Raw genomic sequence first — 16,261 nt, 5'->3', positions numbered from 1 at the left:
CTTGAATCCCACCTGGCGGAGGCGTATGGTGCCTCGCCGCCTGCCCACCCCGGTTTTTCCGGCCGCCTCGCACTTCGACACCGCCACGTTCGTGGAAGCTCCCCACCATCCTTCGCAGCCCCTGCTGCCATTGACCATTGCCGCCATCGGCATCGTCTATGGCGACATCGGCACCAGCCCGCTCTATGCCATGCGCGAGGCCTTCAGCGGCCGCTTCGCCATGGCGCCGACGGAGACCAATATCCTCGGCGTGGTGTCGCTGCTGTTCTGGGCGATGCTGCTGGTGATCTGCCTGAAATACCTGACCGTCATCCTGCGCGCCGACAATCGCGGTGAAGGCGGCATCCTGTCGCTGATGTCGCTGGCGACCCGGCATTGGCACGGCAGCACGCGCAGTCGACGGATCCTCACGCTCATGGGCGTCTTCGGTGCCACGCTGTTCCTCTGCGATGGCCTCATCACGCCGTCGCTGACGGTGCTTTCGGCGGTCGAGGGCCTGCACATCGTCACGCCGGTTTTCGACGCCTGGGTCGTGCCGATCGCACTGGGCATCCTGATCGCGCTGTTCTCGGTGCAGCGCTTCGGCACCGCGCGTGTCGGCAGTCTGTTCGGTCCGGTGATGGTGCTGTGGTTCCTGATCCTGGCCGCGCTCGGGGTCGGCAGCATGCTGGAGAACCCCGATGTCCTGCGCGCGCTGAGCCCGCACTACGCGGTGATGTTCTTTGTCGAAAACCGCGTCGCCGGCCTGGTGGTCCTGTCCGCCGTGTTCCTGGTCGTCACCGGTGGCGAAGCGCTGTACACCGACCTCGGCCACTTCGGGCGACGGCCGATGCGCTATGCCTGGTTCGGCCTGATCATGCCGGCCCTGCTGCTCAATTACCTGGGCCAGGCGGCATTGCTGCTGCGCGATCCCACGGCCGCGGTGAACCCGTTCTACCTGATGGCCCCGTCATGGGCGCTGGTGCCGCTGGTCGTGCTGGCGACGTTCGCGGCGGTCATCGCCTCGCAGGCGGTGATCACCGGCAGCTTCTCCGTGGTCCGCCAGGCCATCCAGCTGGGCCTGCTCCCGCGCATGGACGTGGAACACACCTCGGCCAGCGCGATGGGCCAGGTCTACCTGCCCATGGTCAACCGCTTCCTGCTGGTGGGTGTCGTCGGGCTGGTGCTGTCGTTCCAGTCGTCGTCGAGCATCGTCGCCGCCTACGGTATCGCGCTGGCGCTGACGATGGTGGTGGAAACGATCCTGGCGATGGTGGTGGCGCGGACGATCTGGCGCTGGGGCTGGGCCGGCATGGTCCTGTTCTCGCTGTTCCTGGTGGTGGACCTGCTGTTCCTGGGCACGAACTCGCTGAAGATACCGTCCGGTGGCTGGCTTCCCATCGTCCTCTCGCTGTTCATCCTCTTCCTGATGACGACCTGGCGGCAGGGCCGCCGGCTGGTTCAGGACAAGATGCGCAACGCCACCTTCCCGCTGCACCTGTTCCTTTCCAACCTCGATGGCATCACCCGCGTCGAGGGCACCGCCATCTTCCTGACGCCGGACCCGGAAGGCCTTCCGCAGACGCTGCTGCACAACCTCAAGCACAACAAGGTGCTGCACCAGCGCGTGGTGCTGATGACACTGGTCACCGAGGAGGTGCCGCGCATCGCCGACGACGAGCAGATCACGGTCGAGGACATGGGCGAGGGCCTGTACCGGGTGGTTGCGCGCTTCGGGTTCATGGAAGACCTCGATGTCGCGCACGTGCTCGAACTGTGCGTGCCACACGGGCTCGTCTTCGATCCGATGGATACGACCTTCTTCCTGGGTCGCGAAACCCTGCTGTGCACCCGGGGCGAAGGCATGCCGGTATGGCGCGAGCGCGTCTTCGTCATGATGTGGCGCAATGCCACGCGGGCGATGGAATACCTGCGCATTCCGCCGAACCGTGTCGTCGAGCTCGGCGCACAGGTCGAGATCTGATCGCTGGACCGGCGGCGGCCGCCGGCACGATTGCGTTACGCTGGCGGCAACAACCGCGAACGTTCGGAGGACGTCCATGGAGCCGCGCGCGACGCCGACGCAGCCTCGATCCATCCTGCTTGCCACCGACCTGGGCCATCGTTGCGATCGCGCCCTGGACCGGGCGATCACCTGCGCGCGGTCCTGGCGGGCAAGCGTGCTGTGCGCCGTCGTCAGCGAAGAGGGATTCGCCGGCGAGGCGCAGCGCAGCGCCAGCGAACGCGCTGTGCAGGCGGACCTGCGTGAAGAGCTGCAGGCCGATGACGTCGAATTGGACGTGTGCCTGCACGAAGGCGATCCGGGCGATCGGGTCGTGGCGATGGCGGCGGGTGCAGGCAGCGGCCTGGTCGTGACCGGCATCGCCCGCAGCAGTCCGCTGGCCGGCATCCTGCTGGGGCGCACGGTCGACCGCGTGCTGCGCAATTCGCCGGTGCCGGTGCTCGTCGTGCGTCGTCGCGGGCGCATCGGCTATCGGCAGATCGTGGTCGGCACGGACCTTTCGGAGCCGTCGCGACAGGCGCTGCTGACGGCGCTGTCCTGGTTTCCCGGCGTGCCCGTGCTGCTCTTCCATGCCTACCGTCCACCGATGTCCAGCGCGACCACGGTCTCCGAGCAAGGCCATGCGGAGCTGTACGAGGCGGCGATGGTCGAATGCCGCGGGTTCGTGGCGTCCAGCGGGCTGTCAGCCGAGGACCACGCGCGGCTCACGCTGCGCGCCGAATACGGCGATCCCGAGACGCACCTGGCCCGATGCCATCACCGTTTCGGTGCGGACGTGCTGGTGCTGGGCAGCCAGGGCCGCGGCGCGGTGTACGAAGCGCTGATCGGTTCGACGGTCCGCAGGCTGCTGGATGATGTCGATGCCGACGTGCTGGTGGTGAAAAGCGGCGCCGGTGGGCTGCGCTAGGCACCCGGATGCGGATTCGCCGGCGAGAGGCTGGCCAGGCGGATGAATCCGTCCACCGGGATGCGTTCGGCACGGTCGCCGGGGTCCAGTCCGGCCGCTTCGACGGCTTCCGCGGGCACGACGCCCTGCAGCGCGTTGCGCAGCGTCTTGCGACGCTGGCCGAACGCGGCCTTGACGATGGCGGCGAAACGCTTCGGATCGGCGATCGCCACCTCCGCCGGCGGCCGCGGGCGCAGGCGCGCGACTGCCGAATCGACCTTCGGCGGCGGGCGGAAGGCGCCTGGCCCGACGTTGAACAGCGACTCGACTTCGCACCAGGCCTGCAGCATCACGCTCAGCCGGCCGTACTCCTTGCCGCCCGGTTCGGCCGCCATGCGGTCCACCACTTCCTTCTGCAGCATGAAGTGCATGTCCACGATGGCATCGAGGTGCGCGAGGGCATGGAACAGGATCGGCGACGACACGTTGTAGGGCAGGTTGCCGACCAGGCGCAGCGGGCCGCCGAGGCGCCCGGCAAGGGCGCGGAAGTCGATGTCGAGCACGTCCGACTCGATCACCCGCAGTCGCGGAGCGTTGCGCCCGCGCAGGCGCGCGGCCAGATCGCGGTCCAGCTCGATGACGTGCAGGTTGGCGCCGGTCGCCAGCAGGGGATTCGTCAACGCGCCTTCGCCGGGACCGATCTCGACCAGCGGTTGTCCCGGAACCGGGGCAATCGCGGCAACGATCCGCTGCAGCACGCCCGGATCGTGCAGGAAGTGCTGGCCGAAACGCTTGCGCGGAATGTGGGCGTCTGAGTTCATGGTTGCCTGCGTGCCGCGATCGCGAGGGCCAGCTGCGCCGCCGCCAGCGTGCTGCCGGCTTCGGCCCGGCCCGTTCCGGCGATGTCCAGGGCCACGCCGTGGTCCACCGACGTGCGCACGAAGGGGAGCCCGAGGCTGACGTTCACGCCGCCACCGAAGCCCAGCGCCTTGAGCACCGGCAGGCCCTGGTCGTGGTACATCGCGAAATAGGCGTCGTATCGGGCGCGTCGTTCCGGTACGAAGGCGGTATCGGCGGATAGCGGGCCGTCCAGGTCCAGGCCTTCCTCGCGAAGGCGCGCGAGGGTGGGCGCGATGATCTCGAGTTCCTCACGGCCAAGATGGCCGCCTTCACCGGCATGCGGATTCAGCCCGAGCACCGCGATGCGCGGCGCCGCGATCCCGAAGTCCCGGCGCAATCCGGCATGCAGCAGGCGCAGCCGCGCAGCCAGCCGTGGGGGTGAAATCGCGTCGGGCACGCTGCGCAGGGGCAGGTGGGTCGTCGCAAGCGCCACGCGCAGGTCGCCCGCGACCAGGAGCATGAGCACGGCGCTGCCGCTGCGGTCGGCAAAGAATTCGGTGTGGCCGCTGAAGGCGATTCCGGCGTCGTTGATGACGCCCTTGTGCACCGGCAGCGTCATCACGGCATCGAACTCGCCGGACAGGCAGCCGTCTGCCGCGCGCGCAAGCGTCGCCAGCACCGCGCGGCCATTGCCGGCGTCGACGCGACCGGGGGTGGCCGGCGCCGCCAGCCGCTGGTCCAGCAGGCGGGCTGCGCCCCTTCCCCGTGCCGACAGGGTGGTGCCTGGATCGTAGGCGGTGAGGTCGATCGGCTCGCCCAGGTGTGTCGCGGTGGCCGCCAGCAGGTCTGCGTCGCCGATCAGGACCAGATCGGCGGCGATGTCGCTGTGGGCAAGCCGGACCGCCAGCTCGGGACCGATGCCGGCGGGTTCGCCCAGCGTGACCGCCAGGCGGGGCAGCTTCGCCATCGGCCTGGTCCGGTCAGCTTTCGCTGTCCGAAGCGGAAGCGCCGCGGGCCAGACGGTTTTCGATGTAGGCCTCGCCGCGCAGCTGGCGGAGGTAGCGGTCGTACTCCTCCTCGGCCTTGCGGGTGCGGATCATTTCCGACGCCTGGCGCCGCATCAGCTCCTCGGTGCGGTCCTGCTCGCGCGAGCCCAGGCGCTGCAGGATGTGCCAGCCGACATCGGTCTGGAACGGCTGCGAGATCTGCCCATCGGTCAGATGGCCCAGCTCGTGTGCGACGGCAGTGCCATAGCCGTCGATCGGGAACCAGCCCATGTCACCGCCCAGGGGCGCGGTGTTGTGGTCCTTGGAATGTTCACGCGCCAGTTCGGCGAAATCGGCGCCGTTCTGCAGCAGTCCATACAGACGCTCGGCCTCCGCCCTTGCTTCAGGCTCGGGCGTGAGCTCGTCGATGCGGATCATGATGTGGCGGGCGTTGAACTCCTCGACCATGCGCAGCGACTGGGCGCGGCGATCGAACAGTTTGAGGATATGGAAGCCCGAGGGACCGCGGATGGCGGGCGTCACCTCACCGGGCCGCATCTGCTCGACGATCTCCGAAAACGCGACCGGAACCTCGGTCAGCGCGCGCCAGCCCAGGTCGCCGCCTTCGAGCGCGTTCGGGGCATTCGAGTAGCGGATCGCCGCGGCATTGAAATCCATGCCGTCCTCGATCAGCTTGCGCACGCCCTCGGCCTTTTCGCGGCCGACCTGCACGGTCTCCGCGTCGGCGCTGTCCGGGACCGAGATCAGGATGTGGCCCAGGTGCACGTCGCCGCGCTGCAGCTGGCCACTGGCGAGCAGGTTGTCGATCTCGCTCTCGCTGACCGCGACCTGGGACTGCACGAACCGGCTGCGCAGGCGCTGCAGCAGCAGTTCCTCGCGCATGGTTTCCCGGAATTCGTTGTAGTTGAAGCCGTCCTGCGCCAGCGAGTAACGCAGCTGGTCGAGCGTCATGCCGTTCTGGTTGGCGACGTTGCCGATCGCGCCGTCGACCTCGACCTCGCTGATGCGGATGCCGGTCTCGCGTGCGCGGGTGGCCTGCAGCTTGATGAGGATGATGCGGTCCAGCACCTGGCGCTCGAGGACATCGCGCGGGGGCAGCTGGTCGCTGCGGCCGCTGTATTGCGCGAGGATGTTGTTGAGCGCGCGGTCCAGTTCACTGCGGAGGATCACGCTGTCGTCAACCACCGCGATGACGCGGTCCAGCGACTGGGTGGCCAGCGTTTGCGCGAACACGCTGGTGCCGACCAGCAGCAGGATCGGAAGCAGCAGGCGTTTGAGGGCGTTCATGGTCATCATGTGTGGCTGACGTATGGGGATGGATGCGTCGGGGTGGCCGGCACCTTACCGGAGCGCCGGTTTCCCGGCGTCACTCGCCGTAGCGGCTGTAGCCCAAGATAGCACGGCGCAGCAGGTCCTCGGACTTGCGGCCGAGCGCACCCAGGCCCTTGAGTTCGACTTCCAGGTAGATCGCGTTGCTGCGATCGCCTTCGACGTTGCGGACGTAGTGGCGGCCGAGCAGGCGCACGGCGTAGCAGCAGCTCTCGTATTCCACGCCAGCCAGCGCTTCAAGGCTGGCGGAGTCGCGGATGGACCAGTTCCAGCGGCCGATGAGGCGCCAGCGGTCGTTGAGCGCATAAAGGGCAGAGGTATCGACCTGCTCGAGGAAATTGCGGCGGTAGCGGTAGGCGAAGTTGACGACGCCGCGCTCGCCCAGCCGCTTCTGCAGGCGGAAGCTCGACAGGTCGGTGCGGCTGGTTTCCGGATTCCATTGCGTGCCGACGGCGGCATACCAGTCGTCGCTGAGGCGCAGGTCCACCTCGGCGACATAGGCGGACGCCGAATGGTCGATGGCCGGCACGTTCGGCAACTGCACGCGCTGGTCACGGAAGTAGCGGATCTGGCCCAGGGTGGCGCTGACGCGCTCGCGTCCGTCCCCGGCATCGAGCAGGCGGCTGGAAACGGCCAGCGTCGCCTGGTTGGCGTCGCCCTGGCGGTCGGCGCCGACGAAGCGGTTGGTCCGGAACAGCTGGCCGACGCCGAAGGTCAGGGCCTGGGTGTCGAAGACCGGCAGTTGCGACTGGTCCTCGTAGGGCACGTTGAGGTAGTACAGGCGCGGTTCCAGCGTCTGCAGCCAGTCGCGGCCGAACCAGTCCACCGGTCGCTCGAACACCAGGCCGCTGTCGAGGCTGAAGATCGGCAATCCGCGGCTGGCGCTGCGGCCGCCCTGGCCGAGGTCGTAGTCGTAATGCGTCTGCCGCCAGCCCAGCTCCGGCCGCACGAACCAGCCGGCGCGTTCGACGGGCATGGCGATGTACGGATACAGGTCAAGGCGCGTGCCCTGCTGCGGGCCGTCGTTCTTGTCGAAGTGCACCAGTTCGCTGTCGATGCCGGCTTCGAGGTTTCCGGCGAATCGGTCGCTGGCGTCGAAGGTGATGCGCGGCAGGCGGCGATACGGTTCGGCGGAACGCGGAATCAGCGGATCGGTGATCTTGTAGGCGTCCAGCGTGATGGCGGCGTCCCACCAGTTGCCGCGTCCGTACACGCCGGCGCGCGAGGGCAGCACGCTGGTCGCGGCAATGCTCAGCGAGTCGCCGAAATCCTCGAAGTAGCGGTCATCGGACACCTGTCGGATGTCGGCGTTGAACCACCACTGCGGACCGAGACGGCTGTGGTGGCGCCATTCGAAATAACCGCGGCTGTCGCGGTATTTCTCGTCGTCCGGTAGGTAGGTTCCATACACCTGGCCGTTGTGTCCGGGTGCCATCAGGTAGCGGAATTCCGCGCCCATCATGTAGCCGCGCTCGCTGATGATGCGCGGCGACAGCGTCAGGTCGTAGTTCGGCGCCAGGTTCAGGTAATACGGCAGCATGAAGTCGACGCCGCCATTGTTGGAACGGCTGATCGTCGGCAGCAGCAGACCCGACTTGCGGCGCTCGTCGATCGGGAACTGGCCATAGGGAATGTAGAGGAGCGGCACGCCGAGGAAACGCAGCGTGGCGCCGCGCGCCGTACCGATGCCCTTTTCCTGGTCGATGTCGATGCGGCGGGCACGCAGCTCCCAGTCCGGGTCATCGATGTCGCAGGTCGAGAAGCGCATCTGTTCCATGCGCGAGCGTTCCGGATCCAGCAACTGGATCCGCTCGGCCTGGCCGTTTCCGCGCGAACCGAGGAACTGGTAGCGCACGCCGTTGAGGTCGGCGGTGCTGGTCTCCAGGTTGCCGCTGCCGCTGTCGGCCGACAGTAGCAGGCCGCTGTCCTGGTAGGTCATGCGCGAAGCGACGCTGTAGGCGCCGGTGGCGGTGTCGTATTCCAGGCTGCCGGTGCGCAGCAGCTGGTCGGCGCGCTCGACTTTTACATCGCCCTCGATGCGCACGCGCTCGCGATCGCTGATGTCGAAGCGGGCGCCGTCGATCAGCGTTTCACTCTGCTCGCGCAACTCCGCCGGCGGCAGCCCGGGAACATGGAAGTCGAGCAGGCGATTGACGCGGCAGAGCGCGTAACGGCGGCGCTCGACCCTGCAATCCTCGTCATCGGGTGCGCAGAGGTCCTGTGCCACGGCCTGCGGGGCAGCCAGGGAGACGGCGATGGCGGCGGCCAGCGTGGCCAGCGGGAAGACGTCGTGGAGGCGGCGCAAGGTCGGGGTCGGCAGGCTCAGGGCGACGTAAGATGGCACAGCGGCCGCGGGCACTCAATCAGGCCGCTTCGCGCGGACCGTTGCCGGTCCGCGCGCCGCAGGAAGGAAAACCGGGGAATCAGGCGGCGTTGACCGCCTGCGGCGTGTCCTTGGCGGGTTCGTGCAGGAAATTGCCCTGGACGAAGTTCACGCCGCACTGGTAGAGCACGCTTACGCTGGCCATGTCGGCAACGTGCGGGGCGATGACCATCATGTTGCTGGCGTGCGCCTTCTCGCAGATCTCCGTGACCTTCTTCTGGAACTCGGTGTTGCCGGCGAAGTCGGCCAGGTAGTTCTTGTCGATCTTCAGGTACTGGGCCGGAACGTGCTTGAGCAACTGGTAGGACGCCAGGCCGGCACCGAAGTCCTTGATCGCGAAGCCGATGCGCAGCTGCGTGAGGTGGTGCAGCAGGGCCTTCAGCGGCTTGACACTGGTCGCCGCCTCGCTCTCGGAGAGCTGCAGCACCAGGCGGTCACCGGAAATCCGGTGCACCTTGATCTGCTCGGCCAGCCAACCCGGGAAGGTCTCGTCCTCGAGCGTGTCGCTGCTCAGGCTGACGAACAGTGTCGGCGGTTTCTTGCCGAAGGTCAGCAGCTTGCGTATCGCGTGCAGGATCACCCAGCGGTCGATCTGCGCCATCAGGCCTGCCTGCTGCGCCGCCGGCAGGAAGTAGCTGGGCAGGATCTCGCCACGCGGGCTGTTCATGCGCAGCAGGACTTCATGGTAATCACCGACGCCGCCCTGCAGGCAGACCACCGGCTGGAAGAACAGCGCGAAGCCGTCTTCCTGCGCCAGTGCTTCCTTAACCAGCTTCAGCCAGTGCGCGTTGCGCGTCGATTCGGCGCGCTCCTCCGCATACGGGTCATGGACATTGACGCGGTTGCCGCCTTCGTCAAGCGCGGTGCGCAGGCTGGACGAAGCCTGGTTGAGCAGGGCAGGCACGCGATTGAGCTTTTCGCACAGCAGGGCACCACCGACGCTGAGGGTCAGCGACACTGAGCTCTGTCCGACCTCGAAGATGTGGTCGCTGATGCGCTGGCGCAGGCGCTCGGCCAGCGCCTTGGCGGTGTCGACGTTGGCGCTCGGCGTCAGCACGGCGAACTGGTGGTCGCCGAAGCGTGCGGCGACATCGTTTCCGTCGAGGATGTTCACCACAGCCTTGGCAAGGTCGGCGAGCAGCAGGTCGCCCTGGCCGACACCGATATTGGCCAGCACGTTGGCGAAGTTGTCCGGTTCGATCAGCAGGACGCCATGGTTGCGCTTGCCACCGGCGGCCTCGTCGGCGGCCTTTTCGAGCAGGCCGGTGAAATAGACGCGGTTGAACAGCTCGGTGACGAGGTCGCGCTCCTTCAGGCGCGTCAGCTCGGCAGCCAGCGCCGGGTCGGCCTGCGGCTTGCGGATCACCAGCTGCAGGCAGTGTTCGCCGGCATAGGTGGCGCTGGAGAATTCCATGCGGCCGGGAAACAGCTCGCCGTTCTGCTGCCGCAAGTGCAGTTCAAGGTGGTCCGGCGGCGGCTCGCCCTTTGCGAGGCGCTTGAGCAGCTGCTTGAACTTGTCGGCGTCGGCCGGCGCGATCAGGTCGAGCAGCGGCTGGCTTTCGATGTCCTCGAATTCCTCGAAGCCGAACATTTCCAGATAGGCGCGGTTGGCACGGATGTGCATGCCTTCGTGCACGTAGGCGATCGGATCGCGCGAGCTGTCAAGCAGGGCGTCGCAGCGGCGTTCGCTCTCGCGCAGCGCCGTTTCCAGCCGGCGGACGTCGCGGCGGGTGCGCAGCTGTTCGAACTGGCGTTTGACGACGGACACCACCAGCGCCGGCTGGCGCAGCTCGACGGCGATGGCGCCTTCGTCGAACGCATGCAGGCGCACGTCGGTGTCCATCTTGTCGGTCAGCGCGATGACGGCGATGTCCTTGCCGGCCTTGCCGATCTGGTCGGTGATCTCCGTCAGGCTGATCGGGCCGGGCAGGGCGGCGAGGATCATGTCCGGAACGTCGCCGGCCAGCAGTTCGGCCAGCGTTTCGCTGTCGCGTGCGTGGTTGGGACGTACGGCCAGCCCGGCGTTGCGCAGCACGCTGACGAGGCGTTCGGCGTCCTCAAGCTGGTCATCCACGAAGCAGATGCGGAGAGGCGTCGTCGACATGAGGGCATGGGCTCCCAGGCAGGTTTATCGTGGCGCCAAGCCGCCACGATCATCGGCCAGCGCATCCTTCGCTGCCGCAGGTATGCGCAGTATGTACAGATTTTGTCTGGGAAAGCCAGTCACGACAATGCGTGACGGCCGTCACAATGGTGTCTTGGAGCGCTCGCCGGGAATTTCCCGGACGAGGCGCGGAACCAGGTAGCCGGGCAGGCGCGCCAGGAGCGCGGCGTGCAGCTGGCGCGCGGTTCCGGCATCGACCTCGAAATGCCCCACGCCGCGCACGCGGTCCAGCAGGTGCAGGTAGTAGGGCAGCGTGCCGGCGCCGTACAGGCGTTCGCTGAGCGTGGCCAGGACATCGGCGTCGTCGTTGACGCCAGCCAGCAGGACCGCCTGGTTGAGCATCGTCGCGCCGGCCTGGCGCAGGGCCAGCAGCACATCGCCGACCTCGTCGTCGATCTCGTTGCCATGGTTGGCGTGGACGACGACGGCGACCGGCCACGGCAGGGCGCGAAGCCAGGCGAGCAGGCCGTTGTCGACCCGCTCGGGCAGGACGATGGGCAGCCGGCTGTGGATCCGCAGCTGGCGGACATGGCCGATGCGCGCCAGTCCGTCGGTCAGCTCGGCGAGCTTCGCCGTGCCCAGCGCCAGCGGGTCACCCCCGGACAGGATGACTTCGCCGATGGACGCATCGGATGCGATGTAGTCGAGCGCCGCGCGCCAGCGTTCGCGTGCCGCCAGTTCCTCGCTGTAGGGAAAATGGCGGCGGAAACAGTAGCGGCAGTTGACGGCGCAGGCCCCGGTGGCGATCAGCAGCACGCGCCCGTGGTACTTGTGGATGACGCCCGGCGTGCGGCGGGCGGCGAGGTCGCCGACGGCGTCATCGACGTATCCGGTCCGGTCGACCAGCTCGGCGGCGCCGGGCAGCACCTGGCGCAGCAGCGGATCGGTCGGATCCCCATGGCGCATGCGGCGCACGTAGCTTTCCGGCACCCGCATGGGAAAACCGGTGTCGCCGGCGGGCAGCAGTTGCCCGGCAAGATGGCCCAGGCCCAGCCTCTCCAGCAGCGGCAGCGGTTCGGTCAGGGCGTTGCGCCAGGCAATCCGCCAGTCGGGCTGCGGGGTGAACGGGCTTGCAGGTATCATGGGCGGTCTGGCGGCGGGCTGGGGCGCATTGTAGCGTCCGGCCGCCCCGACCCCATTCGATTCCAATTGGAGCACCTATGGCGACCTACGGCCTGAACGACGTCAAGACCGGACTGAAGATCCTGGTCGATGGCGAACCCTATGTCATCGTCGAAGCGGACTTCATCAAGCCGGGCAAGGGCCAGGCCTTCACCCGCATCAAGATCCGCAACCTGAAGAACGGTCGCACGACCGAGAAGACGATGAAGTCCAGCGACTCGGTCGAGGGCGCCGACGTCATCGACACCGACATGCAGTACCTGTATTCCGACGGCGAGTACTGGCACTTCATGCAGCAGGAATCCTTCGAGCAGTACCAGGCCGACGCCGCCGCCATGGGCGAAGCCGCGCAGTGGCTGAAGGGCGAGGAAGAATGCGTGGTGACGCTGTACAACGGCGTGCCGATCTCGGTGACGCCGCCGAATTTCGTCGAACTGCAGATCGTCGAGACCGATCCGGGCGTGCGTGGCGATACCGCCAGCGGCGGCGGCAAGCCGGCCAAGCTGGAAACCGGCGCCACCGTGCGCGTCCCGCTGTTCGTCGAGAACAACGAGATGATCAAGATCGACACCCGCACGGGTGCCTACGTCTCGCGCGTCGGCAAGTAAGCCCGCCGCGAACAACGGGTTCACCAGCATCGGGCGCGGTCACGCGTCTGGTGCGACGAAGGACGGTGCCGCCAGCGGAACGTCCAGCGCGCCGGGGTGGCGCGCCCCGTTAAGCAGGCACGGCCCAACGGGCGAGCATCATTACCCGCAACCGCCGCCACACCTCAGGGTGGGACGGGCGGCATGTCCGCGAAGAATCGCCGCGGCGTCTCCGTTCGCCGTGGGCGCCTCATGCAGCCGCCGTTCGGCTTCGGACCGGCGAGCCTGCGGGTCATCACGTAGAATTGCGCGATGACAAACCAGACTGATCCGAAGACCCGCGTCGACCTGCTGGTCGAACCGGAATGGCTGATCCAGGTGGAACCGTCGGTCGCGGCCCTGTCCGGCCAGGCGGTCGCCGTTCACGACGGCGCCATCGTGGCGGTGCTGCCCGCCACAGATGCGCAGGCGCGCTATGACGCCGACGAACATGTCCGTCTCGCCGGCCATGCCTTGATGCCAGGCCTGGTCAATGCGCACAACCACAATCCGATGACGCTGCTGCGTGGCCTGGCCGACGACACGCCGTTGATGGTGTGGCTGAACCAGCACATCTGGCCCACCGAGGCGCGCGTCATCGGCCCGGAGTTCGTGCGTGACGGCGTCGAACTGGCGATCGCGGAAATGCTGCGTGGCGGCACGACCTGCTGCAACGAGAACTATTTCTTCCCCGACGTGATGGCGGCGACCTATCGCCGGCACGGCTTCCGCGCCCTGGTCGGCCTGCCGGTGATCGATTTCCCGACCGCCTGGGCGGCGACGGCCGACGAGTATTTCGACAAGGGCCTGGCCCTGCACGATGCGCATCGCGGCGATGCGCTGGTGTCGACCTGCTTCGCGCCGCATGCGCCATACACCGTCTGCGATGCCTCGCTGGAGCGCATCCGCGTGCTGTCGGACCAGCTTTGCGTGCCGGTGCACATGCATGTGCATGAAACCGCGCAGGAGGTCGAGGAGTCCCGGCAGAAGTACGGGCAACGACCGCTGGCGCGACTGGATGGGCTCGGCCTGGTCAACGAGTGGCTGCTGGCCGTGCACATGACCCAGCTCACGCAGGCCGAGATGGAGCGTTGCGCCCAGGCTGGGGTCACCGTCGTGCATTGCCCGGAATCCAACCTCAAGCTGGCCAGCGGTTTCTGTCCGACGCATGGGTTGCACCAGTGCGGCGTCCGGCTGGCGCTGGGCACTGACGGTCCGGCTTCCAACAACGATCTCGACATGTTCGGCGAGATGCGCACGGCCGCGCTGCTGGCCAAGGCGGTCAGCGGCGATGCCGCGGCATTGCCGGCGGCGCAGGTGCTGCGCATGGCCACCATCGAAGGCGCGCGGGCGCTGCGCATGGACGACCGCATCGGCTCGATCGAGGCTGGCAAGCGTGCCGACCTCGTCGCCGTGGATCTTTCGTCGCTGGAGACGCAGCCGGTGTACGACCCGGTGTCGCAGCTCGTCTATGCGGCCGGCCGCCACCAGGTCCGCGAAGTCTGGCTGGATGGGCGCCGGCGCCTGCGTCACGGCGAACTGGTCGACATGGATGTGCCCGGTATCCTGGCCCGCGCGCATGCCTGGCGTGAACGCATCAGCGCGGGGAGCTGAGCCATGACCGCTGTCCGTTCCAGCGTCAACGCGCATTCCAGCGCCAATGTCGATCCGGCCGAGCTCGACCGTTTCGCCCGCCTGGCGGCCGGCTGGTGGGATCGCGATGGCCCGATGCGGCCCCTGCATGATCTGAATCCCGTCCGGCTGACGTTTATCGAAGGCCAGCAGTCGCTGCGTGGCGTGCGCGCACTGGATGTCGGTTGCGGCGGCGGCCTGCTCAGCGAAGCGATGGCGCGCGCCGGTGCGACGGTCACCGGCCTGGATCTGGCAGGACCGCTGCTCGACGTGGCACGTTTGCATGCGAGCGCGGAGCGGTTGCCCGTCGACTACCGTCTCGAACCCGTCGAGGCGCACGTCGCCGATCACGAGGGCAGCTATGACGTCGTCGCCTGCATGGAAATGATCGAGCATGTGCCCGATCCGGCGGCGATTGTCACGGCCTGCGCGCGGGCGCTGAAACCGGGCGGCGTGCTCTGCCTGTCGACGCTCAACCGCACGGTCAAGTCGTTCCTGCAGGCCATTGTCGGTGCCGAGTACGTCCTCGGCCTGCTGCCGCGTGGCACGCATGAGTACGAACGGTTCATCCGCCCCGGCGAACTGGCCGGCTGGTGCCGCAGCGCCGGGCTCGACGTCGTCGACATCGCCGGCCTGTCCTACAACCCGTTTTCCCGTCATGCGGCGCTGGCCCGCGATGTCGGCGTGAACTACCTGCTCGCCGCACGCAAACCGGCATGAACCCGCCCGATTCCATGCCGGCAGCTGGAACCTTCCGCTGCCGGGCGGTGCTGTTCGACCTCGATGGCACCGTGCTCGACACCGCGCCCGACCTGCTGCGTGCGCTCAACGTCGTGCGCGAACGCCGCGGTTTGCCGATGCTGGACGATAAGGGTTTCCGGCTGGAGATCTCGCGTGGCGCGCGCGCCATGCTCGGCTACGGACTGCCCGGATTCGCCTCGGGCACGGACGAGGATCGGCGCCTGCTGGTCGAGGAATTCCTCGCCGTCTACCAGGATGACGTCTACCGGGACACAATCCTGTTTCCCGGCATGGCCGCGCTGATGGATGCGCTGGAGGCGGCGGGCATCGCCATGGCCATCGTCACCAACAAGCCGGAGCGCATGGCGGTCGCCCTGCTTGAAGCGATGGGACTGGCGCCGCGTTTCCCGGTGATCCTCGGTGGCGACAGCCTGCCGGAGCGCAAGCCCCATCCGATGCCGGCGCGGGTGGCCTGCGATCGCCTCGGCGTGCACCCGGCTACGGCGCTGTTTGTCGGCGACGATCCGCGCGACATCGACTGCGGCCGTGCCGCCGGTTGCCGCAGCATCGCCGTGCGCTGGGGCTATACCGACACCGGGGACATCGAAGGCTGGGGCGCCGATGCCATCGTCGCGCACCCCCGGCAATTGCTGGCGATGGCCGCACCATGAGCACACCGGCACCGCACCAGGCGTTCATCGACAAGTGGCTGGCCGCCGAACCCTGGCATCGGCTGCTGCTGGTCTTCGAATCCTCCGCCAGGCGTGACCTCCGTGCGGTTCTGGAATGCATCGGTTTCGAACTGCGCCAGGCGGCCCTGACGCGCAGCGATCCACGCGTGGCCGCCGTCAAGCTGGAATGGTGGCTGCAGGAATGGACGGCGCTCGCCGAGGGCGCGCCGCGCCATCCGTTGACGCGCGTGCTGCCGGCTTGCGCTGACGCATCGCTGCAGGCTGCCGGTGCCGGATTGGTGCAGGCCGCCCTGGGGCTGGCGAGTGAAGACAGCGAAGCCGACCTCGCTGGCCTGGTTGCACGCTGGCGGCGCTTTGCCGACGCCCAGGCCGCGCTCGACGCGCACTGGCTGCCCGAGGCCGCCGCCGCGGAACTGCACGCTTTTGCCCTCGTCGCCGAGCAGGTGCCGCATGCCTCTGGTGAGCTCGGCCGGGGTCGCCTGCCGCTGCCGCTGTCATTGCTGGCGCGGCATGGCGGCACGCGCACCACGCTGCGGGACGACCCTGCGATCGCGACCGCGGTGCTGGCCGACCATGCACGCGCGTTGCTGGACTCGGCGCCCGCCGTTGCGGCGGAGGGCGAAGACTATCGTCGGCGCCAGGCCGCGCTGGCTCGCCTGCGGTTGGCCTCGACCCTCCGTGATCCGCGGAGGGCCTGGGCCGGCGACCTCCGCCTGCCGGCGCTGCGGGCGCTCTGGTCGGCCTGGCGCGCGCGCTGACAGCCGGCCAATGACGGATGTCACTGGCTGGCAGGCCCGTACGCCTTAACATGGCGGCACCTTCCCACTTTTCCGAGGA

13 protein-coding genes are annotated in these 16,261 nt (G+C 68.0%); 7 read left to right on the top strand and 6 right to left on the bottom strand.

What is annotated here, in order from left to right:
* Window positions 1-28 precede the first annotated feature (28 nt).
* Together EDC25_RS05000 and EDC25_RS04995 are read left to right on the top strand one after the other, a co-directional pair.
* The gene (locus tag EDC25_RS05000; RefSeq protein ID WP_243695100.1) at window positions 29-1,963 is read left to right on the top strand and encodes a potassium transporter Kup; all 1,935 of its coding nucleotides are present in this window, start codon (window positions 29-31) and stop codon (window positions 1,961-1,963) included.
* Between the two features lie 76 nt (window positions 1,964-2,039).
* Window positions 2,040-2,909, top strand: a complete 870-nt coding sequence (locus tag EDC25_RS04995; protein WP_164483986.1) for a universal stress protein — start codon at window positions 2,040-2,042, stop codon at window positions 2,907-2,909.
* Here the strand turns inward: EDC25_RS04995 and rsmA are convergent.
* The 6 genes from rsmA to epmB form a co-directional block, all read right to left on the bottom strand.
* Window positions 2,906-3,709 carry a 16S rRNA (adenine(1518)-N(6)/adenine(1519)-N(6))-dimethyltransferase RsmA gene (gene rsmA / locus EDC25_RS04990; protein WP_123521593.1) on the bottom strand — a complete coding sequence of 268 codons (804 nt, stop codon included), beginning with the start codon at window positions 3,707-3,709 and terminating at the stop codon, window positions 2,906-2,908. The two genes, EDC25_RS04995 and rsmA, sit on opposite strands and share 4 nt — an antisense overlap.
* Window positions 3,706-4,695, bottom strand: coding sequence for a 4-hydroxythreonine-4-phosphate dehydrogenase PdxA (pdxA, locus tag EDC25_RS04985; protein WP_123521594.1), 990 nt, complete (start codon window positions 4,693-4,695; stop codon window positions 3,706-3,708). Before pdxA ends, rsmA begins: the two co-directional genes overlap by 4 nt.
* 13 nt (window positions 4,696-4,708) lie before the next feature.
* The gene (locus tag EDC25_RS04980) at window positions 4,709-6,022 is read right to left on the bottom strand and encodes a peptidylprolyl isomerase (RefSeq protein WP_165910878.1); all 1,314 of its coding nucleotides are present in this window, start codon (window positions 6,020-6,022) and stop codon (window positions 4,709-4,711) included.
* Between the two features lie 79 nt (window positions 6,023-6,101).
* Window positions 6,102-8,408 (bottom strand): LPS-assembly protein LptD, encoded by a 2,307-nt coding sequence (locus EDC25_RS04975; RefSeq protein WP_165910877.1) that lies wholly within the window; start codon window positions 8,406-8,408, stop codon window positions 6,102-6,104.
* 79 nt (window positions 8,409-8,487) lie between these two features.
* Window positions 8,488-10,551 carry an EAL domain-containing response regulator gene (locus EDC25_RS04970; protein ID WP_123521597.1) on the bottom strand — a complete coding sequence of 688 codons (2,064 nt, stop codon included), beginning with the start codon at window positions 10,549-10,551 and terminating at the stop codon, window positions 8,488-8,490.
* A 141-nt stretch (window positions 10,552-10,692) separates the two neighbouring features.
* Window positions 10,693-11,694: an EF-P beta-lysylation protein EpmB gene (epmB, locus tag EDC25_RS04965; protein ID WP_123521598.1), complete on the bottom strand. Its 1,002-nt coding sequence runs from the start codon at window positions 11,692-11,694 to the stop codon at window positions 10,693-10,695.
* Window positions 11,695-11,771: 77 nt separating this feature from the next.
* Here epmB and efp point away from each other — a divergent pair, with 77 nt between their 5' ends.
* From efp to EDC25_RS04940, 5 genes are all read left to right on the top strand, one after another.
* Window positions 11,772-12,341 (top strand): elongation factor P, encoded by a 570-nt coding sequence (gene efp, locus EDC25_RS04960; protein WP_123521599.1) that lies wholly within the window; start codon window positions 11,772-11,774, stop codon window positions 12,339-12,341.
* A 291-nt stretch (window positions 12,342-12,632) separates the two neighbouring features.
* Window positions 12,633-13,973, top strand: a complete 1,341-nt coding sequence (locus EDC25_RS04955) for a TRZ/ATZ family hydrolase (protein ID WP_123521600.1) — start codon at window positions 12,633-12,635, stop codon at window positions 13,971-13,973.
* Window positions 13,974-13,976: 3 nt separating this feature from the next.
* A complete protein-coding gene (gene ubiG / locus EDC25_RS04950; protein WP_123521601.1) occupies window positions 13,977-14,711 on the top strand; it encodes a bifunctional 2-polyprenyl-6-hydroxyphenol methylase/3-demethylubiquinol 3-O-methyltransferase UbiG in 735 nt (244 codons plus the stop codon).
* Complete coding sequence (gene gph / locus EDC25_RS04945; protein ID WP_123521602.1) at window positions 14,708-15,403, top strand: phosphoglycolate phosphatase; 696 nt, start codon at window positions 14,708-14,710, stop codon at window positions 15,401-15,403. The genes ubiG and gph overlap by 4 nt, the downstream gene beginning before the upstream one ends.
* Window positions 15,400-16,182, top strand: a complete 783-nt coding sequence (locus EDC25_RS04940; protein ID WP_123521603.1) for an isoprenoid biosynthesis enzyme family protein — start codon at window positions 15,400-15,402, stop codon at window positions 16,180-16,182. The genes gph and EDC25_RS04940 overlap by 4 nt, the downstream gene beginning before the upstream one ends.
* Window positions 16,183-16,261: the final 79 nt, after the last annotated feature.

The sequence above is a fragment of the Pseudofulvimonas gallinarii genome (assembly GCF_004343305.1).
GTDB classification, from domain to species: Bacteria; Pseudomonadota; Gammaproteobacteria; order Xanthomonadales; family UBA2363; genus Pseudofulvimonas; species Pseudofulvimonas gallinarii.
The sequence above is the reverse complement of the archived record's forward strand: the minus strand, read 5'-3'. Positions and strand labels throughout refer to the sequence as shown.